At 72.6% G+C, this 20,103-nt stretch carries 20 protein-coding genes; 11 read left to right on the top strand and 9 right to left on the bottom strand.

Annotation, left to right across the window (positions count from 1 at the left end):
• The first annotated feature begins 5 nt into the window (after positions 1–5).
• The 4 genes from AC5WRL_RS22010 to AC5WRL_RS21995 are packed head-to-tail and all read left to right on the top strand — an operon-like array spanning position 6 to position 4,476.
• Positions 6–2,594 carry an ATP-binding protein gene (locus AC5WRL_RS22010; RefSeq protein WP_496090356.1) on the top strand — a complete coding sequence of 863 codons (2,589 nt, stop codon included), beginning with the start codon at positions 6–8 and terminating at the stop codon, positions 2,592–2,594.
• Positions 2,569–3,249, top strand: coding sequence for a response regulator (locus AC5WRL_RS22005; RefSeq protein ID WP_496090355.1), 681 nt, complete (start codon positions 2,569–2,571; stop codon positions 3,247–3,249). The genes AC5WRL_RS22010 and AC5WRL_RS22005 overlap by 26 nt, the downstream gene beginning before the upstream one ends.
• Before the next feature lie 44 nt (positions 3,250–3,293).
• Positions 3,294–3,719 carry an OB-fold nucleic acid binding domain-containing protein gene (locus AC5WRL_RS22000; protein WP_496090354.1) on the top strand — a complete coding sequence of 142 codons (426 nt, stop codon included), beginning with the start codon at positions 3,294–3,296 and terminating at the stop codon, positions 3,717–3,719.
• A gap of 46 nt (positions 3,720–3,765) precedes the next feature.
• A complete protein-coding gene (locus AC5WRL_RS21995) occupies positions 3,766–4,476 on the top strand; it encodes a DUF3159 domain-containing protein (RefSeq protein ID WP_496090439.1) in 711 nt (236 codons plus the stop codon).
• On the opposite strand, the gene AC5WRL_RS21990 is transcribed toward AC5WRL_RS21995, so the two are convergent.
• Both AC5WRL_RS21990 and AC5WRL_RS21985 read right to left on the bottom strand, forming a co-directional pair.
• Positions 4,473–5,201 (bottom strand): potassium channel family protein, encoded by a 729-nt coding sequence (locus AC5WRL_RS21990; RefSeq protein ID WP_496090353.1) that lies wholly within the window; start codon positions 5,199–5,201, stop codon positions 4,473–4,475. The genes AC5WRL_RS21995 and AC5WRL_RS21990 overlap by 4 nt on opposite strands.
• Positions 5,198–5,869 carry a potassium channel family protein gene (locus tag AC5WRL_RS21985; RefSeq protein WP_496090352.1) on the bottom strand — a complete coding sequence of 224 codons (672 nt, stop codon included), beginning with the start codon at positions 5,867–5,869 and terminating at the stop codon, positions 5,198–5,200. Before AC5WRL_RS21985 ends, AC5WRL_RS21990 begins: the two co-directional genes overlap by 4 nt.
• Before the next feature lie 152 nt (positions 5,870–6,021).
• On the opposite strand from AC5WRL_RS21985, the gene lysX reads away from it, so the two are divergent.
• The 4 genes from lysX to AC5WRL_RS21965 are packed head-to-tail and all read left to right on the top strand — an operon-like array spanning position 6,022 to position 11,897.
• Positions 6,022–9,153: a bifunctional lysylphosphatidylglycerol synthetase/lysine--tRNA ligase LysX gene (gene lysX / locus AC5WRL_RS21980; protein WP_496090351.1), complete on the top strand. Its 3,132-nt coding sequence runs from the start codon at positions 6,022–6,024 to the stop codon at positions 9,151–9,153.
• 57 nt (positions 9,154–9,210) lie between these two features.
• Positions 9,211–10,569, top strand: a complete 1,359-nt coding sequence (locus AC5WRL_RS21975; RefSeq protein ID WP_496090350.1) for a class I SAM-dependent RNA methyltransferase — start codon at positions 9,211–9,213, stop codon at positions 10,567–10,569.
• 47 nt (positions 10,570–10,616) lie between these two features.
• On the top strand, positions 10,617–10,952 hold the full coding sequence (locus AC5WRL_RS21970; protein WP_496090349.1) for a nucleotide pyrophosphohydrolase: 336 nt from the start codon (positions 10,617–10,619) through the stop codon (positions 10,950–10,952).
• A 24-nt stretch (positions 10,953–10,976) separates the two neighbouring features.
• Positions 10,977–11,897, top strand: a complete 921-nt coding sequence (locus tag AC5WRL_RS21965) for an LLM class F420-dependent oxidoreductase (protein ID WP_496090348.1) — start codon at positions 10,977–10,979, stop codon at positions 11,895–11,897.
• A 324-nt stretch (positions 11,898–12,221) separates the two neighbouring features.
• On the opposite strand, the gene AC5WRL_RS21960 is transcribed toward AC5WRL_RS21965, so the two are convergent.
• A complete protein-coding gene (locus AC5WRL_RS21960) occupies positions 12,222–12,995 on the bottom strand; it encodes an alpha/beta fold hydrolase (RefSeq protein ID WP_496090347.1) in 774 nt (257 codons plus the stop codon).
• 72 nt (positions 12,996–13,067) lie between these two features.
• Here AC5WRL_RS21960 and AC5WRL_RS21955 point away from each other — a divergent pair, with 72 nt between their 5' ends.
• Positions 13,068–13,679: an O-methyltransferase gene (locus AC5WRL_RS21955; RefSeq protein WP_496090438.1), complete on the top strand. Its 612-nt coding sequence runs from the start codon at positions 13,068–13,070 to the stop codon at positions 13,677–13,679.
• A gap of 27 nt (positions 13,680–13,706) precedes the next feature.
• Here the strand turns inward: AC5WRL_RS21955 and AC5WRL_RS21950 are convergent, their stop codons facing one another.
• The 4 genes from AC5WRL_RS21950 to AC5WRL_RS21935 all read right to left on the bottom strand — a co-directional run bounded on the left by AC5WRL_RS21950 (position 13,707) and on the right by AC5WRL_RS21935 (position 17,050).
• Positions 13,707–14,102: a GNAT family N-acetyltransferase gene (locus tag AC5WRL_RS21950; RefSeq protein WP_496090346.1), complete on the bottom strand. Its 396-nt coding sequence runs from the start codon at positions 14,100–14,102 to the stop codon at positions 13,707–13,709.
• A gap of 17 nt (positions 14,103–14,119) precedes the next feature.
• Positions 14,120–14,665 carry a GNAT family N-acetyltransferase gene (locus AC5WRL_RS21945; protein WP_496090345.1) on the bottom strand — a complete coding sequence of 182 codons (546 nt, stop codon included), beginning with the start codon at positions 14,663–14,665 and terminating at the stop codon, positions 14,120–14,122.
• Positions 14,666–14,718: 53 nt separating this feature from the next.
• A complete protein-coding gene (argF, locus tag AC5WRL_RS21940) occupies positions 14,719–15,717 on the bottom strand; it encodes an ornithine carbamoyltransferase (RefSeq protein ID WP_496090344.1) in 999 nt (332 codons plus the stop codon).
• 97 nt (positions 15,718–15,814) lie between these two features.
• The gene (locus AC5WRL_RS21935) at positions 15,815–17,050 is read right to left on the bottom strand and encodes an arginine deiminase (protein ID WP_496090343.1); all 1,236 of its coding nucleotides are present in this window, start codon (positions 17,048–17,050) and stop codon (positions 15,815–15,817) included.
• A 44-nt stretch (positions 17,051–17,094) separates the two neighbouring features.
• Here AC5WRL_RS21935 and AC5WRL_RS21930 point away from each other — a divergent pair, with 44 nt between their 5' ends.
• Positions 17,095–18,069 carry a magnesium transporter CorA family protein gene (locus AC5WRL_RS21930; RefSeq protein ID WP_496090342.1) on the top strand — a complete coding sequence of 325 codons (975 nt, stop codon included), beginning with the start codon at positions 17,095–17,097 and terminating at the stop codon, positions 18,067–18,069.
• 9 nt (positions 18,070–18,078) lie between these two features.
• Here the strand turns inward: AC5WRL_RS21930 and AC5WRL_RS21925 are convergent, their stop codons facing one another.
• Complete coding sequence (locus tag AC5WRL_RS21925; RefSeq protein ID WP_496090341.1) at positions 18,079–18,354, bottom strand: hypothetical protein; 276 nt, start codon at positions 18,352–18,354, stop codon at positions 18,079–18,081.
• 168 nt (positions 18,355–18,522) lie between these two features.
• On the opposite strand from AC5WRL_RS21925, the gene AC5WRL_RS21920 reads away from it, so the two are divergent.
• The gene (locus AC5WRL_RS21920; RefSeq protein ID WP_496090340.1) at positions 18,523–19,140 is read left to right on the top strand and encodes a TOPRIM nucleotidyl transferase/hydrolase domain-containing protein; all 618 of its coding nucleotides are present in this window, start codon (positions 18,523–18,525) and stop codon (positions 19,138–19,140) included.
• A gap of 80 nt (positions 19,141–19,220) precedes the next feature.
• On the opposite strand, the gene AC5WRL_RS21915 is transcribed toward AC5WRL_RS21920, so the two are convergent.
• Entirely contained in the window at positions 19,221–19,868 is a 648-nt protein-coding gene (locus AC5WRL_RS21915) for a TetR/AcrR family transcriptional regulator (protein ID WP_496090339.1), read from the bottom strand.
• Between the last annotated feature and the right edge of the window lie 235 nt (positions 19,869–20,103).

The raw sequence follows: 20,103 nt of genomic DNA, 5'->3' as shown, positions 1-20,103 counted from the left end.
GATCCATGGCACGCCGCGGCACACTGCGCATCTACCTGGGGGCGGCCCCCGGAGTCGGCAAGACGTACGCCATGCTCAGCGAGGCCCACCGGCGCGCCGAGCGTGGCACCGACATTGTCGTCGGGCTCGTCGAGACCCACGACCGGCCCCGCACCGAGGCCCTGCTGAGCGGCCTGGAGACCGTCCCGCGCCGCACCGGCCGCGGCGAAATGGACACCGAGGCCGTACTGCGCCGCGCCCCGGCCGTGGTCTGCGTCGACGAGATCGCCCACAGCAACGCCCCCGGATCGCGGCACGACAAGCGCTGGCGCGACATCGACACCCTGCTGGACGCCGGCATCGACGTCATCTCCACCGTGAACATCCAGCACCTGGAGTCGCTGGCCGACGTGGTGGCCGCCATCACCGGGGTACGGCAGCGCGAGACCGTACCGGACGCCGTGGTGCGCCGCGCCGACCAGATCGAACTCGTGGACATGACCCCCGAGGCGCTGCGCCGCCGGATGGCACACGGCAACATCTACGCCCCGGACAAGGTGGACGCCGCGCTCTCGCACTACTTCCGGCCCGGCAACCTCACCGCGCTGCGCGAACTCGCCCTGCTGTGGACCGCCGACCGCGTCGACGCCTACCTCCAGCGCTACCGCACCGAGCAGGGCATCCGCTCCACCTGGTACGCCCGCGAGCGCATCGTGGTGGCGCTGACCGGCGGCCCCGAGGGCTCCACCCTCATCCGGCGGGCCGCCCGGATGGCCGCCAAGAGCTCCGGCGGGGAGATTCTGGCCGTCCACGTCTCGCGCGCCGACCGGCTCACCGCCGTCTCGCCGCGCGAACTGGTCAGCCAGCGCACCCTGGTGGAACAGCTGGGCGGAACCTTTCACCACGTCATCGGCGACGACATCCCCAGCGCCCTGCTGGACTTCGCGCGCGGCGTCAACGCCAACCAGATCGTGCTCGGCTCCTCGCGCCGCAAGACCTGGCAGTACGCCTTCGGGCCGGGCGTGGGCTCCAGCGTGGCCCGGGACAGCGGACCCGACCTCGATGTGCACATCGTCACCCACGCCGAGGTGGCGCGCGGGCGCGGACTGCCCAGCGCCCGCGGCGCCCGGCTCGGCCGCTCCCGTACGGTGGCCGGCTGGCTGATCGGCCTGGCCGGACCCCCGCTGCTGACCGTGCTGCTGGCCGCGCCCCCGCAGCCGCTGGCCGAGTTCGCCAGCGATGTGCTGCTGTTCCTGTCGGTGACGGTGCTGGCCGCCCTGGTCGGCGGCTTCTACCCGGGGCTGGTCTCCGCCGCGCTGGCCACCGTGCTGCTCGACTACTTCTTCACCGAGCCGCTGCGCGAGTGGGGGGTGGGCAGCGGCCACGACCTGATCACCGTGGTGATCTTCTTCGCCATCGCGCTGGCCGTCGCCTCGGTGGTCGACATGTCCGCACAGCGCACCCAGCAGGCCGCCCGGCTGCGCGCCGAGTCCGAGACCCTCACCGTGCTGGCCGGCAGCGTGCTGCGCGGCGAGGACACGCTGCGCGCCCTGCTGGGGAGGGCCAGGGAAACCTTCGGCATGGAATGCGCCGCGCTGCTGGAACGCGATCACGACGGCGGTCGTTGGCGCTGTGTGGGAAGTGTCTCCGCCATCGCCGACAACCCCCGCCCGCTGCTGCGGCCCCAGGACGCGGACGTGGACGTGCCGGTGGGGGAGCACACCATGCTGGTGCTCTCCGGCCGGGTGCTGCCCGCCGAGGACCGGCGGGTGCTCAGCGCCTTCGCCGCGCACGCCGCCACCATCCTGGACCGGCAGCGGCTGCTCACCGAGGCCGCCCGCGCGCACAAGCTCGCCGAGGGCAACCGGATCCGTACCGCGCTGCTGGCCGCCGTCTCGCACGATCTGCGCACCCCGCTGGCCGCCATCAAGGCGTCGGTGTCCTCCCTGCGCTCCAACGACGTGGAGTGGTCGCCGCAGGACCGCGCCGGGCTGCTGGAGAGCATCGAGGACGGCGCCGACCGGCTGGACCAGCTGGTGGGCAATCTGCTGGACATCTCCCGGCTGCACACCGGGACCGTACGGCCGCTGATCCGCCGCACCGGCCTGGACGAGGTGGTGCTGCGGGCGCTGGGCGGAGTGCCGGACGAGGTGGTGGAGGTGGACATCCCCGAGTCGCTGCCGTGGGTGGCCGCCGACCCCGGCCTGCTGGAGCGCTCGGTGGCCAACATCGTGGAGAACGCGGTGAAGTACCGCCCGCCGCACACCCGGGTGCTGGTGCGCGGCAGCGCGCTGGGCAACCAGGTCGAGCTGCGGGTGGTCGACCGGGGCCCGGGGGTGCCGGACGCCGACAAGGGGCGGATCTTTGAGCCCTTCCAGCGGCACGGCGACATCCCGCGCGGCAATGGGGTGGGACTCGGCCTGGCGGTCGCCCGCGGCTTCACCGAGGCGATGGGCGGCACGCTGGACGCCGAGGACACCCCGGGCGGCGGGATGACCATGGTGCTCACGCTGCCCGCCGATCGGCCGGCCCCCGCCCCCGCCGCACCCGTCGAACGAGAATCCGAACAAGGGAAACAAGGGGGAGCCCATGCACCGGGTGCTCGTGGTCGATGACGAGCCGCAGATACTCCGGGCCCTGGTGATCAGCCTCAAGGCGCGCCAGTACGAGGTGGACACCGCCCCGGACGGTACCGCCGCGCTGCGGCTGGCCCGCGAGCAGCACCCGGACGCCGTCATCCTGGACCTGGGGCTGCCCGACATGGACGGCACGGAGGTCATCGCCAGGCTGCGCGGCTGGACCCGGGTGCCGATCATCGTGCTCTCCGCCCGGCACACCTCCGACGAGAAGGTGCAGGCCCTGGACGCGGGTGCGGACGACTACGTCACCAAACCGTTCGGCATGGACGAACTGCTGGCCCGGCTGCGGGCCGCCGTACGCCGCGCGGAGCCGGCCGCCGCAGAGGAGGACTCGGTGATCCACACGGCCGGCTTCACCGTCGATCTGGGCGCCCGCAAGATCCAGCGCGCGGGCCGCGACATCCGGCTCACCCCCACCGAATGGCATCTGCTGGAGGTGCTGGTGCGGCACAGCGGCCGGCTGGTCAGCCAGAAGCAGCTGCTCCAGGAGGTGTGGGGCCCCGCCTACCACACCGAGACCAACTATCTGCGGGTCTACATGGCCCAGCTGCGCCGCAAGCTGGAGACTGACCCCGCGCACCCCAGGCACTTCCTCACCGAGCCCGGCATGGGCTACCGCTTCGAACGGTGAACGCCGCACACCGGATGCCGGGAGCGGGACGTTACGCTGAAAGCATGAGCGAGGGCGATCGGGCCGGGGACCACCCCGGCAGACGGCGGGGCCGGCCGCGATGGTGGCCGGGCCGTGCGGCTGCCGCCGCACACGCCGCCGAGGGCGCGGAGCGGGCCGCCGAGGAGGCCGAGCGGGCGCGCTGCACCCCGATCAGGGACTGCGCCGAGGGCCCGGCCGGACGCCCCGTGGTCAGCGTGACCGGTACGCTGCGCTCGGTGAGTGCGCGTACGGTTGCGGGGCTGCCCGCACTGGCCGCCGAGCTGGACGACGGCTCCGCCCGGCTCGACGTCATCTGGCTGGGCCGGGCCGCCATCGCCGGGATCGTGCCCGGCCGGGAGCTGGTCGCCTCCGGACGGATCGCGGTGACGCACGGCCGTCCGGTGCTGTTCAACCCCCGATACCAGCTGCGACCCCTCGACAAGGAGTAGCCAGGTGACCCCACCTGACCAGCAGTCCCCGGCCGACCGGCCCGCCATGGCGCCGCAGGCGCCCGACCAGGAGGCCACCAAGGCGGCGTTCTTCGAGGCGTTCGGCGGCGTCCGCGGCATGGTGGAGACCACGGTGCCGGGTCTGGTGTTCGTGCTCAGCTACACCATCAACCGCGACATCAAGATCTCGGCGATCTCGGCCCTGGCGATCTCCGCGGTGCTGGCGGTGAGCCGGCTGATCCAGCGCGACACGGTCAAGCACGCCTTCAGCGGCGTCTTCGGGGTGGCCTTCGGCGCGGTCTTCGCGATGATGTCGGGCGACGCCAAGAACTTCTACCTGCCCGGGATGCTCTACACCCTGGGCCTGGGCATCGCCTACGTGGCCACGGCGGCGGCCGGCGTACCGCTGCTGGGACTGATCCTGGGCCCCGTCTTCCGCGAGATGCTGTCCTGGCGCACCCGCAACCCCGGGCGCAAGGCCGCCTACATCAAGGCGAGTTATGTGTGGGGCGCGATCCTGCTGGCCAAGTCGGCGATCACCTTCCCCATCTATCTGTGGGGGGACGCCACCCAGCTGGGCTGGCTGCGGGTGGCGCTGGGCATTCCGCCGTTCCTGCTGGCCGTCTATCTGACCTGGATCATCCTGGTGAAGGCCCCGGCACCGATCGATGTGGTCGCCGAGATGGAGGCCGAGGAGCGGGCGGAGAAGGAGCGCGAACACGAACGGAAGCGGGCCGCCGCCGAGCAGCAGCCCTAGCCCTGGCCCTGGCCCTGGCTCTGGTTCTCGTTCCCCGGCTCTCCGGCCGCTCCGGCGGCCTTCGCGGGGCGCGGTGACAGCAGGGCCTGCAACTGGGCCTCGCGGGCGGGGGCGGCGACGAACAGCAGCTCGTCGCCCGCCGCCAGCGCGTCGTCCGGATCCGGGATCAGCACCTTCACGCCACGGATGATGGTCACCAGCGCGGTGTCCTGCGGCCACGCCACCTCGCCGACCCGGGTGCCCACCAGCGCCGCGCCCTGCGGCAGGGTCAGCTCCACCAGGCTGGCCTCGCCCTGACTGAACCGCAGCAGCCGCACCAGATCGCCGACGCTCACCGCCTCCTCCACCAGCGCCGACATCAGCCGGGGGGTGGAGACGGCCACATCGACGCCCCAGGCGTCGTTGAACAGCCATTCGTTCTTGGGGTTGTTGACCCGGGCCACCACCCGCGGCACCCCGTACTCCGTCTTGGCCAGCAGCGATACCACCAGATTGACCTTGTCGTCGCCGCTGGCGGCGATCACCACCTGGCAGCGCTCCAGGGCGGCCTCGTCCAGGGTGGCGATCTCACAGGCGTCGGCCAGCAGCCACTCCGCCTCCGGCACCCGCTCCACTGCCACCGCCTCGGGGGCGTTGTCGATCAGCAGTACCTGATGGCCGTTCTCCAGCAGCTCCCCGGCGATGGAACGGCCCACCGCGCCGGCTCCGGCGATCACCACCCTCATGGCTGCCGCTCCTCGTCGGGTCCCAGCAGACAGGCCGCCTCGACCTCGGCCACCTGATCGCTGTACATCATCACGTGCACCAGATCGCCCTCCTGGAGAACGGTGCGGGAAGTCGGCAGCATCGCCTCACCCATCCGGGTGAGAAACGCGACCCGGACCCCGGTGCGCTCCTGGAACCGGCTCACCTTGTGCCCGACCCAGGCCGGGGTGATGTGCACCTCGGACAACTGCACCCCGCCGCTGGGGTCGCGCCACAGCGGCTCGGCACCGGCCGGCAGCAGCCGGCGCAGCATCTGATGCGCCGTCCAGCGCACCGTGGCCACCGTCGGGATGCCGAACCGTTCGAACACCTCGGCGCGGCGCGGGTCGTAGATCCGGGCGGTCACGTTCTCCACACCGAACACCTCACGGGCCACCCGGGCGGCGATGATGTTGGAGTTGTCGCCGCTGCTGACCGCCGCGAACGCCCCCGCGTCCGCCATCCCGGCCTCGGCGAGGGTGTCCCGGTCGAAGCCGAGCCCCGTCACCCGCTGCCCGCCGAAACCGGAGCCGAGCCGGCGGAACGCCTTGGGGTCCTGGTCGATGACCGCGACCGAATGCCCCCGCTCCTCAAGGGTCCGCGCGAGGGTCGCACCGACGCGTCCGCAGCCCATGATCACGATGTGCATAGCCGTTGTGCCCCGCACCTTCTCTCCAGCAGCCGGCCGGCACCCGGCCCGTGCGCACCACGCTACCCGGCCCCCCGGACACCGGCCGGACGGGCACCCGGACGGCGCCGCAGCACGGGTGGCGACCGGGGACCCGGCCTACGGTGAGCGGTATGCGCGTCCGTGGCCGGCCACGGCGGCCGGGGGGCGGGACGTGGCGCCTGCGGGTGCCCACCTGGCTGGCCGCCCTGTTCACCGGGGTGGCGCTGGTGTGCGCCCTCAGCGCGCTGGCCGCCGGCCCGCGCCGCTGGCTGGGCCCGGTGCGGGCCGGCATCGACGTCGCGCTGCTGCCCAGCCCGCCCAGCCTGCCGTACGCCGTCTTCCTCCTGCTGCTGGCGGCGGCGGTGGCGGCCCGTAAACGGGTCGCCTGGTGGATCCTCACCGGGTACGCGGCGGTGCTGGTGGTCCTCGACGTGCTGCCGGTGGACCGCCATCCGTTGCCGCAGACCCTGCTGGGCACCGGCTGCGCGCTGCTGTTCCTGGCGCTGCTGCTGGCCACCCGACGGGTCTTCCTGGCCCGGGTACGGCGCGGCGCGGTCTGGCGGGCGCTGGGCGCGCTGGCCGCCGGGCTGATCGTGGCCACCGCGGCCGGCTGGCTGCTGGTGGCGGTGCTGCCCGGCAGCCTGGCGCCCGGCGACCGGCTGCCGTACGCCGCCAACCGCGTCTTCTTCGGCCTGGTCGCCGAGCGCTACTTCACCGGGGCGCCACCCGGCTTCGTACGATCGCTCCTCGATCTCATCGCCGCGCTGGCGCTGCTGAACGCCGCCGCCGTCCTCTTCCGCTCGCAGCGGGCCAGGTCCGGGCTGCACCCCGGCGACGAACTGCGGCTGCGCGCGCTGCTCGCCCGGTACGGCGGGGCGGACTCGCTGGGCTACTTCGCCACCCGCCGCGACAAGAACGTGGTCTTCGCCCCGGACGGCCAGGCCGCCGTCACCTACCGGGTCGAGGCCGGGGTGTGCCTGGCCTCCGGCGACCCGGTCGGCCGCCCGGCGTCGTGGGCGGCGGCGATCGGCGCCTGGCGGGAGCTGGCCCGCAGCTACGCCTGGAGCCCCGCCGTGATGGGCGCGGGCGAGGAGGGCGCGCGGGCATACGCGCACGCCGGGCTCGGCGCGCTGCACCTGGGGGACGAGGCGATCGTCGAGCTGGCCGGCTTCGGCCTGGAGGGCCGGGACCGCAGGGCGATGCGGCAGGCCGTGGCCCGGGTACGGCGCGGCGGCGCGGTGGTACGGATCCGCCGGCACCGCGAGCTGACCGACACCGAGCTGGCCGGGGTGCACGCCGACCTGGACGCCTGGCGCGGTCCCGGCGCCGAACGCGGCTTCTCGATGGCGCTGGGGCGCATCGGCGACCCGGCGGACGGCCAGTGCCTGCTGGTGGAGGTGTACGACGGCGACGGCACCGACGCCCGCCGGCTGGGGCTGCTGTCGTTCGTGCCGTGGGGCCCGGACGGCATCTCGCTCGATGTGATGCGCCGCGCACCGCACGCCCCCAACGGGGTGATCGAGTTCATGATCGCCGAACTCGCCGTCCAGGGCCGCACCATGGGCCTGCGGCGCATGTCGCTGAACTTCGCCGTCTTCCGCTCCGTGTTCGAGGAGGGCGCCCGGATCGGGGCAGGACCGGTGCTGCGGCTGTGGCGCCGGCTGCTGCTCTTCGGCTCCCGCTGGTGGCAGCTGGAGGGCCTCTACCGCTCCAACGCCCGCTACCGGCCCGAGTGGTACCCGCGCTTCCTGTGCTACGCGGAGCCCCGGATGCTGGCCCGGATCGGCCTGGCCTCCGGCATCATCGAGGGCTACGTCTGGGCGCCGCCGGGCCACCGCCGCCCCGGCAGCCACCCGCCGGTCGCCGCCCCGGGACTGCCCCCGCTCACCGGCCAGGAACTGGCCCTGGCCCGCGGCACCGCCGCGCTGCCGGCCGCCGCCACCCACCGGGCCGGGATGCGCGAGCCCGAGCAGGTACGGCTGCGGCGCGCCGCCCTGGACCGGTTGCGGGCGGCCGGCACCGACCCGTACCCGCCGCAGGCATCGCGCACCCACACCCTGGCGCAGGCCAGGGACGCACCGCGCGGGCGGCGCGCCCGGGTCTTCGGCCGGGTGCTCGCGGTGCGGGACTTCGGCGGGCTGGTCTTCGCCCCGCTGCGGGACAGCACCGGGGACCTTCAGCTGATGCTCACCCGGGAGGCGGGGTTCGCCGCCGTGGTGCGGCGCGGCGACCTGGTGGAGGCCGAGGGCGAACTCACCAGCAGCCACAGCGGGGAGCCGACCCTGCGGGCGGCGACCTGGCGGCTGATCGGCGCCGCGCTGCGCCCGCTGCCCGACCGGCCCGCGCTGCGTACCGTCGTCCTCACCCGCGCCGCCGTGCTGCGCTCGCTGCGCGCGACGCTGGACGGGGCGGGCTACGCCGAGGTGGAGACCCCGGTACTCCAGCGCGAGCCGGGCGGCGCACAAGCCCGCCCGTTCACCACCTACAGCAACGCCGATCACCGCCGGCTCGCCCTGCGCATCGCCCCCGAGCTGTATCTCAAACGGCTGTGCGTGGCCGGCCTGGACCGCATCTACGAACTGGGCCGGGCGTTCCGCAACGAGGGCCACTCGCCCCGGCACCACCCCGAGTTCACCCTGCTGGAGGCGTACCGCACCGGCGCCGACCAGGGCGGCATGCGGGAGCTGGCACGGCGGCTGATCCAGGGCGCGGCGGACGCCGCCGGGGGAGCGGCGCGCGAACTGTCCGGGCCCTGGCCGGTGCGTACGGTCTGCGGCGCGCTCTCCGAGACGCTCGGCGAGGAAGTGACCATCGACGCCCCGGTGGACCGGCTGCGCCGCTGGTGCGCGCGGCACGACATCCCGCACGCCCCGCACATGGACCGCCCCGACCTGATCGCCCAGCTGTACGAGCACCTGGTGGAGGCGCGCACCCGGGAGCCCGTTTTCTACACCGGCTTCCCCGTGGAACTCTCGCCGCTGGCCCGCGCCGACCGCACCGACCCCCGGCTGGCCGAGCGCTGGGACCTGGTGGCGTACGGCATCGAGCTGGGCACCGGCTGCTCGGAGCTGACCGACCCGGTGGAGCAACGCCGCCGGCTGGCCGCCCAGGGAGACGGGGACGAGGAGTTCCTGGCCGCGCTGGAGCGCGGCATGGCCCCCACCGGCGGGCTCGGCATCGGGGTGGACCGGCTGATCATGCTGTTCACCGGGCTGCCGGTGCGCGGGACACTGCCGTTCGGCGGGCGGCGGGGGAGCCCGTAGACTGGGCGGCCGTTGTCTCCCTCACCCCCCTCTTCCCGCTCTGGAGCCGTCGCCACCATGCCTGAATCAACCCCCACGGCGGCGTCGCTGGTCGGCGAGGAGTACGAGGTCGAGATCGGCGCCGTCGCACACGGCGGGCACTGCGTGGCCCGTACCCCCGGCGGCCAGGTGCTCTTCGTACGGCACACCTTCCCCGGCGAGCGGGTCATCGCCCGCGTCACCGACGGCCGCGCCGACTCCCGCTTCCTGCGCGCCGACGCCGTCACCGTGCTCGACCCGGCGAAGGAGCGCATCGAGGCGCCCTGCCCCTTCTCCGGGCCCGGCCGCTGCGGCGGCTGCGACTGGCAGCACGTGAAGCCGGGCGCGCAGCGCAAGCTCAAGGCGGCCGTGCTCACCGAACTGCTCGGGCAGCTGGCCGGTGTCACCCCCGAGGAGGTCAGCTGGGACGGCACGGTCGAGCCCGCGCCCGGCGACAAGGTGGCCCCCGGCGAGGTGCCGGCCTGGCGCACCCGGGTGCAGTACGCCATCGACGCCGAGGGCCGGGCCGGGCTGCGGCGCAGCCGCTCCCACGAGGTGGAGCCCATCGACCGCTGCCTGATCGCGGCGGAGGGCGTCACCGAACTCGGTATCGAGGCGCGCCGGTGGCCGCAGATCGCCTCGGTGGACGCGATCGCGGCGACCGGCTCGAACGACCGGATGGTGGTGCTCACCCCGCGCCCCGGCGGGCGGCTGCCGCTGGTGGAACTGGACAAGCCGGTGTCCGTGATGCGCGCCCAGGAACGCCGCGGCAAGGGCGGCGGGCCTGCCCAGCGCACGCTGCACCCGGTGCACGGGCGGACCTTCGTACGGGAGCGGGCCGACGGCCGCACCTGGCGGGTCGGCGAGGGCGGCTTCTGGCAGGTACACCCGCAGGCCGCCGAGGTCCTGGTGGACGCCCTGATGCGCGGGCTGACCCCGCGCAAGGGCGAGACGGCGCTGGATCTGTACTGCGGGGTGGGCCTGTTCGCCGGGGCGCTGGCCGAACGGGTCGGCGAGAGCGGCGCGGTGGTCGGCATCGAGTCCTCCAAGCGCGCGGTGGAGGACGCCCGGCACAACCTCGCGGACGCCCCCCGGGTGCGGATCGAACACGGCCGGGTCGACCAGGTGCTGCCGCGCACCGGGATCACCCGTGCCGACCTGATCGTGCTGGACCCGCCCCGGGCCGGCGCCGGCAAGCGCACCGTGGACCTCCTGGCCACCCTGGGCGCCCGCCGCATCGGCTACGTGGCCTGCGACCCGGCGGCCCTGGCCCGCGACCTGGCCCACTTCCGCACCGTCGGCTACGTCCCGCGCTTCCTGCGCGCCTTCGACCTCTTCCCGATGACCCACCACATGGAGTGCGTGGCCATCCTGGAACCGGTGACCAAGGCCCGCTGAGGGTGACGCGTACGACGCGGGGGCGCGTCAGTGATACACCTCAATACGTGAACGACTCCGCGCACCCCGAACAACTCGCCCACCTCCAGCGCCGGCTGGCGGACTTCGCCGCCGCCCGGGACTGGGGGCAGTACCACACGCCCAAGAATCTGGCGGCGGCGCTCAGTGTGGAGGCGGGGGAGTTGCTGGAGATCTTCCAGTGGCTCACCCCGGAGCTGTCCATGACCGTGATGGAGGAGGCCGAGTCCGCCGCGCGGGTCGAGGACGAGATCGCCGATGTGCTCGCTTATCTGCTCCAGCTGTGCGCCGTGCTCGGGGTGGATCCGCTGGCCGCGCTCGCCGCCAAGATCGACCGCAACGAGGAGCGCTTTCCCGTTCGGTGATCTCCAGGGGACACAATGGGGCCCATGGATCTGCGTATCTTCACCGAACCGCAGCAGGGCGCCAGCTACGACACCCTGCTGTCCGTCGCCAAGGCCACCGAGGAATACGGCTTTGACGCCTTCTTCCGGTCCGATCACTATCTGAAGATGGGCAGTGTGGACGGGCTGCCGGGCCCGACCGACGCGTGGATCACGCTGGCCGGTCTGGCCCGGGAGACCAGCCGCATCCGGCTCGGCACCCTGATGACCGCCGGGACCTTCCGGCTGCCGGGCGTGCTGGCCATCCAGGTCGCCCAGGTGGACGCGATGTCCGGGGGCCGGGTGGAGCTGGGTCTTGGCGCGGGCTGGTTCGAGGAGGAGCACACCGCGTACGGCATCCCGTTCCCGAAGGAGAAGTTCCCCCGGCTGGAGGAGCAGCTGGCCATCGTGACCGGCCTGTGGGAGACCCAGCCCGGCGACACCTTCTCCTACGACGGTGTCCACTACCAGCTGTCCGACTCGCCCGCGCTGCCCAAGCCGGCCCAGGCCAAGGTGCCGGTGCTGCTCGGTGGCCTGGGGCCCAAGCGGACCCCGGCGCTGGCGGCCCGCTACGCCGATGAGTTCAACATCCCCTTCGCCTCGGTCGCCGACAGCGCGGCCCAGTTCGACCGGGTACGGGCCGCCGCCACCGCGATCGGCCGGGATCCGGGGGAGCTGGTGTACTCCAACGCCCTGGTCGCCTGCGTCGGCCGGGACGACGCCGAGGTCGCGCGCCGGGCGGCGGCGATCGGCCGCCAGGTGCCCGAACTGCGCGAGAACGGGCTGGCCGGCTCGCCCGCCGAGGTGGTCGACAAGATCGGCCGGTACGCGGAACTCGGCGCCACCCGGATCTACTTCCAGATCCTGGACCTGTCCGATCTGGACCACCTGGAGCTGATCGCCTCCCAGGTGCAGAGCCAGCTGTAGATCCGGCCACCGCCCGCGCCTCCGTTACGGGTGTGAATTCCGGCCGTGTTGTGGGGGCGGGTGGCGGGTGGGTATTGCGGGCCGGGCGGACAAAAGCCCAGGTGAGCGCCGTACCACCGATATTGAATCTTTAACAGTGAGTAGTCGAAGCGTGACGGCACGTGACTGGATCATGGCCCCGCGGTACGGAGCCCGGCCGGCGCTCCGGCAGACTTTCACCGGTGCCGGGCACCTCCGCCGTGCAGGGTGGAGGTACGCCGTCACCCTCCGGAGCGCGCGCCGGCCCTTGCTTCCCCGCCCGGCCGCCGTGCGCTCCGGCCCTTGTCACAGGGGGTCGCGCAGAAATCCGGCCAGCAGGGCCGCCGCCTCCGCCGGCCGTTCCAGGGACGGCAGATGGCCGGCCCAGGGCAGCTCACGATGGCGGGCGTTCGGCAGCTGGTGCGGCAGGGAGGCGGCGATCTCCCGGAAGTCCGGGAAGTCGTGCGCGCCGGAGACCGCCAGGACGGGAGTCGCGCCGATCCGGGACAGCCGAGGCGGCTCCGGCGGCGGATCTTCCGCCTCGTACTCCTCGGCGGCCAGTTGCACATCGAACGCCCGGCGCTGCATCAGCCGTACCATCGCCCTGGTGTTGCCGTCGGCGTCCGGGCCCAGCCAGGTGCTCACATTGAGTTCGACGGCTCCGGCGATGTCGCCGGCCTCGATCAGCTGATCCTCCTTGTCCGAGAAGGCGGCGAGCGCCGCCGAGGGGTGGTGGCCGGGTGCGCCCGCGCACAACAGGGCCAGCGATCCCACCCGTTCGGGCCAGCGGGCGGCGAACTCCAGCGCCACCCGCCCCCCGAAGGAGGAGCCGATCACGGCGGCCCGGTCCACATTCAACTCATCCAGCAGATCCCGGACATCCTCCGCGTCACTGTGCGGGCCGAGCGGGGCCGGACTGTCGCCGTGCCCCCGGAAGTCGGGCCGAACCAGCTGAAAACCCGCGTCGATCAGAACCCGCCACTGCGGATCCCACATCCGGCGGTCGCAGACCGAGGAGTGCAGCAGCAGCACCGCCGGGCCATCTCCTGCCACATCATGGGAGAGATAAGGGAGGCTCATCCGATTCCTTCGTTGCGGAACCCTGCGGATCCCCTCGTTCACGAGGAGTACGTCATGGGACATCATCACCCCATGACGGAGCGCGGGACAAACGCCTACAAGCAACTCACCGATCTGCCTGCGCCGGTGGCCCGGGCGGTGCGGGTGGCGGAGCGGGCCGGCTTCGCGTTCTCCTGCCGCCCGGAGCAGGGCCGGCTGCTGTACGCGCTGGCGGGCGGGGCCGCCGGTGCCGCCGGGGTGATCGGGGAGACCGGTACGGGCTGCGGGGTGGGCCTGGCCTGGCTGGCCGCCGGGGCGGGTCCCGGGGTACGGCTGGTGAGCGTCGAACGTGACGCGCGGCGGGCCGAGTGGGCGGCCGGGCTGTTCGCGGACGACGCGCGGGTGACGGTGCTGCACGCCGACTGGACGGCGATCGGGGCGCACGGCCCGTTCGATCTGCTGGTGCTGGACGGCGGCGGCCAGGGCAAGACACCGGGGGACACCCCGGCCGACCCGGAGCGGCTGCTCGCCGCCCACGGCACGGTGGTCATCGACGACTTCACCCCCGCCACCACCTGGCCCCCCACCCACCAGGGCGCCCCCGACCACCCCCGCCTCCACTGGCTGACCCACCCCGCCCTGCGCGCGACGGAACTCCGCCTGGCCCCCGACCTGGCCACCATCGTCGGCACCCGGCCGGGCTGACGCCCCGCGCGAACGCCCGGCCGAGGGTTAACCTGCCGGGCCCAGCGTCTCCGGTCGGCGGAGTCCGGCCCCGGGCACCGGGGCCATGCCGAAGCGCGCGTAGTACGGCTGGAGCGGGGTGTCGCACAGGACGTCGACGGAGTACAGGTGCTCGGTGCCTTTCAGCACCCGGCGCATCAGCTCGGTGCCGATGCCGCGGCCCCGGTGGGTGGGCAGCACCTCCAGCCACGGGATCGCGGCGGTCAGTACCCCGTCGCTGATCATGTGCACAAAGCCGACCGCACGCTCCGGTGCGTCATCGTCGAGCGCCACCACCGCACGACAACTGCCGCGCAGCACGGCCAGATGCTGCTCGGGCGTGGCAGGCCGGGGCCAGCCGGCGAAGAAACCGCCGCCGAGCATGGCCGCGTTGATCGTGGCCATGTCGTCCTCGTAACGGATCACGAGGGTCGGGTGGGGAGGAGCAGTTCGGTCTCCAGGACGGTCATCAGGATCAGATCGTGCCAGCGGCCGTCGCGGCGGAAGCCCTCGCGTTGGCGGCCGTCCTCGGTGAAGCCGGCCTTGGCGTACGCGCGGCGGGCGGCGGCGTTGTCCGCCACCACCCACAGGGTGATGGAGTGCAGCCGCAGCTGGTCGAAGCCGTAGCGGCACAGGGTACGGACCGCGTCCGTGCCGTAGCCCTGGCCCCAGGAGTCCTTCTCGCCCAGGTAGATGTCCAGCACGGCCATGCCGTTCTCGGCCTCGAAGTCGCGCAGGCAGGTCACCCCGATCAGCCGGCCCTCGTCGCGGGTCTCGATGGCCAGCAGCAGCCGCTCATAGCTGCTGTTGGGCTCCCGCTCCTCCATCCGGCGGCGGGTGTGTGCCAGCGACTGCGGATAGGAGGTGTCCAGCCAGCGCATCACCTCCGGGTCGTGGTTCCAGCGCCACAGCGCTTCGGCGTCCTCGGGCTCCATCGCCCGCAGTCGTACCCGTTCTCCGGTCAGCATCCCCGAGAGATATCAGCTGGTCCGGCCGCCGATCAACGCAATTCCCGGCGGGGTCAGCCCAGCGTCGCGACCATCAGCGCCTTGATGGTGTGCATGCGGTTCTCCGCCTGGTCGAAGACCACCGAGTGCTCCGACTCGAACACCTCGTCGGTGACCTCCAGCGAGCTGAGCCCGTACCGCTCGTACAGCTCCTGGCCCACCCGGGTGCCCAGGTCGTGGAAGGCCGGCAGGCAGTGCAGGAAGCGCACGCCCGGCTTGCCGGTGGCGCGCAGTACGTCCATGGTGACCGCGTACGGCGTCAGCAGTCCGATCCGCTCCTCCCAGGTCTGGACGGGCTCGCCCATCGACACCCACACATCGGTGGCGACGAAGTCCGCGCCCGCCACGCCCTCCGCCACGTCCTCGGTGAGCGTGATCCGCGCCCCGGTGCGCTCCGCCAGCGCCCGTGCCTCGCCGACCACACCGTCGGTGGGCCACAGCGCGCGTGGCGCGACGATCCGCACGTCCATGCCGAGCAGCGCGCCGGTGATCAGGTAGGAGTTGCCCATGTTGTTGCGCGCGTCGCCCAGATAGGCGTAGGCGATCCGCTCCAGCGGCAGGTTGCTGTGCTCGGTCATGGTCAGCACATCGGCGAGCATCTGGGTGGGGTGCCAGTCGTCGGTGAGGCCGTTGTACACCGGCACCCCGGCGTGCGCCGCCAGCTCCTCCACGGTGTGCTGGCCGGAACCCCGGTACTGGATCGCGTCGAACATCCGGCCGAGCACCCGGGCGGTGTCCTTGGCCGACTCCTTGTACCCGATGTGGGTGCCGGACGGGTCGAGGTAGGTGGTGGCGGCTCCCTGCTCGGCCGCCGCCACCTCGAACGAGCAGCGGGTACGGGTGGAGCTCTTCTCGAAGATCAGGGCGATGTTCCTGCCCACCAGCCGCCGCTGCTCGGTGCCGGCCCGCCGGGCGGCCTTGAGTTCGGCGGCCAGCGCGATCAGCGAACGGAACTCCCCGGGGGTGAGGTCCAGCTCCTTGAGCAGGTGGCGGCCGGTGAGTTCTGTCGCCATGAGGGGCTCCCGGGTCGAAAAGATGACTGATGACATGACTTCGATGGAAGTGTATACGGTGCCCCTCATGGCTATGCAAGGCGTCGGTCAGCTCACCTCAGCTCACCGGATCCCGCTCCACCGGGCAGCTCATGCAGCGCGGCCCGCCCCGCCCCCGCCCCAGCTCGCTGCCCGGGATCTCCAGCACCTCGATCCCGTTGGCCCGCAGATACGTGTTGGTGGTCACGTTCCGCTCGTACGTCACCACCACCCCCGGCTCCACCGCCAGCACATTGCAGCCGTCGTCCCACTGCTCCCGCTCCGCCGCGTGCACATCCTGGGTCGCGGTCAGCACCCGGATCGAATCCAGGCCGAGCGCCGCCGCGATCGCCCGGTGCATGTGCTCCGCCGGATGGTCGGTCACCTTCAGCTCACCGTCGTCCGACCCCGGCTCGATGGTGTACGAGCGCAGCATCCCCAGCCCCGCGTACTGCGTGAAGGTCTCGCCGTCCACCATCGTCAGCACCGTGTCCAGATGCATGAACGCCCGCCGCTTGGGCATGTCCAGCGCCACGATGACGCGCGCCGACCCCGTCGCGAACAGCCGCCGCGCCAGCAGCTCCACCGCCTGCGGGGTGGTCCGCTCGCTCATCCCCACCAGGACGGCCCCGCCGCCGATCACCAGCACGTCCCCGCCCTCGATGGTGGACGGATGCCCGCCCTCCCCCCGCGACCAGCGGTGGAACGGACCCGCCTGCGGGCCCGCGAACAGCGGATGGTGCCCGTACACCGCCTCGAAGTGCACGCTCTCGCGCTGCCGGGCCGGCCAGCGCATCGCGTTGATCGCCACCCCGTCGTACACCCACGCCGAGGTGTCCCGGGTGAAGAGGTGATTGGGCAGCGGCTGGAGCAGGAAGTCGTCCGGCTCCATCACATGGAACCGCACCGAGGACGGTTCCCGGTGCGCCGCCAGATACTCCCGCTTGGTCATGCCCCCGATCAGCGCCTGCGCCAGCTCGCCGTCCGGCAGCCCCTCGAACACCGCCCGCAGCTCATCGGTGGCCAGCGGCCCGTACTCGCGCTCGTCGAAGACCCGATCCAGCACCAGCTCGCGGGCCGCCGGGATCGCCAGCGACTCGGCGAGCAGCTCCCCGAACAGATGGACGGTCACGCCGCGCTCGCGCAGCAGCTCCGCGAAGATGTCGTGCTCCTGCTGCGCCCTGCGTACCCACAGCACATCGTCGAAGAGCAGATCGTTCTTGTTGCTGGGGGTGAGCCGCTTCAGTTCCAGCCCTGGCCGGTGCAGGATGACGCGGCGCAGCCGCCCGGTCTCGGAGTCGACATGGAAGGTCATGGCCCCATCCTGCGCCATGCCCTCCCGCGCCCTACTGTCGGATCATGGCGCGCACCCGGCTGTACCGCGATGGCTCCCTGGCGCTGGAGAATTTCCCGGTCCACGACATCTCCGGGTATCTCGCCGAGCCGGGCGCGCTGATCTGGCTGGATCTCTTCCGGCCGTCCCAGGAGAAGCTCGCCCGGGTGGGGCAGGCGTTCGGCATCCATGAGCTGGCCCTGGAGGACGCCGCCAGCGCCGGCCAGCGGCCCAAACTCGACCGCTACCGGGAGCACGAGTTCTTCAGCGGCTACGCGGTGACGGTCGACGGGCCGGGCGGCCGGCTGCGTACCAGCGAGATCTCCGCCTTCCTCACCCCGCGGGCGCTGATCACGGTGCGCCAGGACGACCGGTTCGACATGGACGACGTGGTGGCCCGCTGGGACGACAGCCCCGAGCTGGCCGGCCAGGGGGTGGGCTTCCTGCTGCACGGGCTGCTCGACCATCTGGTGGACGGGCACTTCCAGGCCGTGCAGCAGATGGACGACGCCATCGAGGAACTGGAGGAGCTGCTGTTCGCCGAGGACGCGAGCCGGATCCGCCAGGTGCAGCGCGACGCGTACGAGCTGCGCAAATCACTGGTACGGCTGCGCCGGGTGGTGCTGCCGATGCGCGAGGTGATCAACACCCTCATGCGCCCGGGGCTGCGGGTGGTCACCGACCCGCTCATGCCGTACTACCAGGACGTGTACGACCATGTGCTGCGCGCCGCCGAATGGACGGAGTCGCTGCGCGACATGGTGGCCTCGGTGATGGAGACCAACCTCTCCGTCCAGAGCAACCGGATGAACCTCATCATGAAGAAGGTGACCAGCTGGGCGGCGATCATCGCGGTGCCCACCGCGATCACCGGCTTCTACGGCCAGAACGTGCCGTACCCGGGCTTCAGCGACCACGTCGGCCTGATCACGTCCAGCGCGCTGATCGTGGCGGTCACGGTGCTGCTGTACTTCCTCTTCCGCCGCAACGACTGGCTGTGACCTGAGGGGTCACAGGAACGCCCCGGCCAGCAGATACGGCAGGCTGCCGGCCAGCAGCCCGGCGAAGACCACGGTGGCGGCCGTCGTACCGGTGCTCTCGTGCCGCCGGGCCAGCACCCCGGTGGCGACCAGCCCGCCCGCGCCGAACAGCAGCCCGTACAGGGCGATGACGGGGGAGGCGAGCAGCGCCAGCACCCCGGTGACGGCGAACAGCACCAGCGTCCAGCGCGCGGTCCGGTGCCCCATCGCGAGGCCGGAGGTCTGATGCGTCGTCGTCTGGGTCATGACGTAACTCCTCAGCGCAGTCAGATGGTTGACCGTCTGCGGATAAGGTTCCCCACTCCCGCACACGATCATGCACCGACACGCGCCCGGATCACACACTTTCCACACATGGGTGTGCCGGCGGAAAACCCGTGCCGCTCCGGCCGCCGAGGGGGGAGACTCGGGCCCATGGCTGACATGGAGTCCTTTCGGGAGGCGGTCATCGGCTGGGCGGCCGGTGGCCCCGGTGACGCGGCCGGCGAGCTGGCCGCGCGGCTGCCCGTCCGGGCGGCCGTCCTGCTGGAGGGCCCCAGCGACGTCGCGGCGGTCAACGCGCTGGCCGCCCGCCGCGGCCGGAACCTGGATGCCGAAGGGGTCTGCGTGCTGCCCATCGGCGGCGCGATGAGCGTGGGGCGCTTCGCCCGCCTCCTCGGGCCGACGGGTCTGGGCCTGCGCCTGACCGGACTGTGCGACGAGGGGGAGCGTCCCTTCTACGCGAGGGCACTGGAGCCCGGGGCCATCGTGCCGCGGACGTTCTTCGTCTGCGCGGCCGACCTGGAGGACGAGCTGATCCGCGCTCTCGGTGTGTCCCGGGTGCGCGAACTGATCCGGGCGGAGGGCGATCTGTGCGCCCTGGAGACCTTCGAACGCCAGCCCGCCCAGCGCGAGCGGACCGCGCACCAGCGGGTGCGGCGTTTCCTCGGCACCAAGAAGGGGCGCAAGATCCGCTACGGCCAGGTCCTCGTCGAGGCCCTCGGGCCGCAGGACGTCCCCGCCCCGCTCCGGGACCTGTTCGCCGCCCTGTGACCGGCCGGGCCCCGCCGTCCGGCCCGACCCCCCGTCCCGCCACCCCGGTGCCGGCCGCCTGAACAACGCCGTGGGGCCCATCAGGACGGCGGTGCCTGGCCGCCCGGCGGCTGGAGGAGCCGTTCCAGCAGCAGCAACCCGCTCTTGAGATCGGCGCCTTCGTCGAGCAGCCACTGGGTGCTGAGCCCGTCGGCCGCCGCGAGGACCAGCGAGGCCGCATCGTCGAGGGGGATGTCCGAGCGGACGGTTCCCGCCGCCCGGCCTTCTTCGAGGAGCGCCTTGATCTCTCCCCTCAGATGGGCGTACCGCTCGGAGAAGTGCGCCCGTGAGCGGTCGTTCCCGGCCTCCAGTGCGTGCGCCACCATGCTGTTCAGCAGGGCCATCAGCCCCGGCACCCGCATGCTGTGCTCCGCCGAGCGCCGGACGAGGTCGATGAAGGAGCCGCTGCCCTCGTCGGTGGCGTCGAGGAAGCGCCGGTCGTACTCCTGGAGCACCTCCAGGAAGAGCTGTTCGCGGGTGCCGAAGTGGTGCTTGAGCACCGGATGTGTCACGCCGATCGCCTCCGCGACGGCGCGCAGCGACGTGCCCTCGAACCCGAGCCGGACATAGACCGCCAGCACCTCGTCGATGATCTGCTGCCGCCGGGCGAGGCCCTTCGCGTACTTTCCCCGCTTCGCCTCGCCCTCCTGCCGTGGCGCCCGGGCGCCCGGGGGTTCCTGCTCGGTCATGGCACACCTCCACTGCGCTCGCCGGGCCGGGCCGGTGCGGCGCGGCGTGGCCCGCTCGATCCTAAGACCGCGACCACGAAAATATCCACCTGGATATATTTGCGGTACGGTCGTTCCAGTGACCGCTCACGTCGCCACCCCTCGCTGCACGGTGACGCGAACGAGGAGCCCACGCGGGCGACTTCCCGGTGGCCACACCCACCCGAAGCGGCCCGGACGAGCACACACAGGAGGA

The sequence above is a fragment of the Streptomyces sp. NTD107 genome, assembly GCF_059510435.1.
This window is presented reverse-complemented; position numbering and strand designations above follow the sequence as displayed.

Bases quoted from the DNA above. Each gene is read 5' to 3' on its own strand.
- AC5WRL_RS21930 (WP_496090342.1), top strand. From the start codon at position 17,095: ATGGCGCGCACCCGGCTGTACCGCGATGGCTCCCTGGCGCTGGAGAAT.
- AC5WRL_RS21995 (WP_496090439.1), top strand. From the start codon at position 3,766: ATGGCGCCGCAGGCGCCCGACCAGGAGGCCACCAAGGCGGCGTTCTTC.
- AC5WRL_RS21975 (WP_496090350.1), top strand. From the start codon at position 9,211: ATGCCTGAATCAACCCCCACGGCGGCGTCGCTGGTCGGCGAGGAGTAC.
- AC5WRL_RS21945 (WP_496090345.1), bottom strand. From the start codon at position 14,665: ATGCTGACCGGAGAACGGGTACGACTGCGGGCGATGGAGCCCGAGGAC.
- AC5WRL_RS22010 (WP_496090356.1), top strand. From the start codon at position 6: ATGGCACGCCGCGGCACACTGCGCATCTACCTGGGGGCGGCCCCCGGA.
- argF (WP_496090344.1), bottom strand. From the start codon at position 15,717: ATGGCGACAGAACTCACCGGCCGCCACCTGCTCAAGGAGCTGGACCTC.
- AC5WRL_RS21990 (WP_496090353.1), bottom strand. From the start codon at position 5,201: ATGAGGGTGGTGATCGCCGGAGCCGGCGCGGTGGGCCGTTCCATCGCC.
- AC5WRL_RS22000 (WP_496090354.1), top strand. From the start codon at position 3,294: ATGAGCGAGGGCGATCGGGCCGGGGACCACCCCGGCAGACGGCGGGGC.
- AC5WRL_RS21985 (WP_496090352.1), bottom strand. From the start codon at position 5,869: ATGCACATCGTGATCATGGGCTGCGGACGCGTCGGTGCGACCCTCGCG.
- AC5WRL_RS21965 (WP_496090348.1), top strand. From the start codon at position 10,977: ATGGATCTGCGTATCTTCACCGAACCGCAGCAGGGCGCCAGCTACGAC.
- AC5WRL_RS22005 (WP_496090355.1), top strand. From the start codon at position 2,569: ATGCACCGGGTGCTCGTGGTCGATGACGAGCCGCAGATACTCCGGGCC.
- AC5WRL_RS21950 (WP_496090346.1), bottom strand. From the start codon at position 14,102: ATGGCCACGATCAACGCGGCCATGCTCGGCGGCGGTTTCTTCGCCGGC.
- AC5WRL_RS21935 (WP_496090343.1), bottom strand. From the start codon at position 17,050: ATGACCTTCCATGTCGACTCCGAGACCGGGCGGCTGCGCCGCGTCATC.
- AC5WRL_RS21955 (WP_496090438.1), top strand. From the start codon at position 13,068: ATGACGGAGCGCGGGACAAACGCCTACAAGCAACTCACCGATCTGCCT.
- lysX (WP_496090351.1), top strand. From the start codon at position 6,022: ATGCGCGTCCGTGGCCGGCCACGGCGGCCGGGGGGCGGGACGTGGCGC.
- AC5WRL_RS21915 (WP_496090339.1), bottom strand. From the start codon at position 19,868: ATGACCGAGCAGGAACCCCCGGGCGCCCGGGCGCCACGGCAGGAGGGC.
- AC5WRL_RS21960 (WP_496090347.1), bottom strand. From the start codon at position 12,995: ATGAGCCTCCCTTATCTCTCCCATGATGTGGCAGGAGATGGCCCGGCG.
- AC5WRL_RS21920 (WP_496090340.1), top strand. From the start codon at position 18,523: ATGGCTGACATGGAGTCCTTTCGGGAGGCGGTCATCGGCTGGGCGGCC.
- AC5WRL_RS21925 (WP_496090341.1), bottom strand. From the start codon at position 18,354: ATGACCCAGACGACGACGCATCAGACCTCCGGCCTCGCGATGGGGCAC.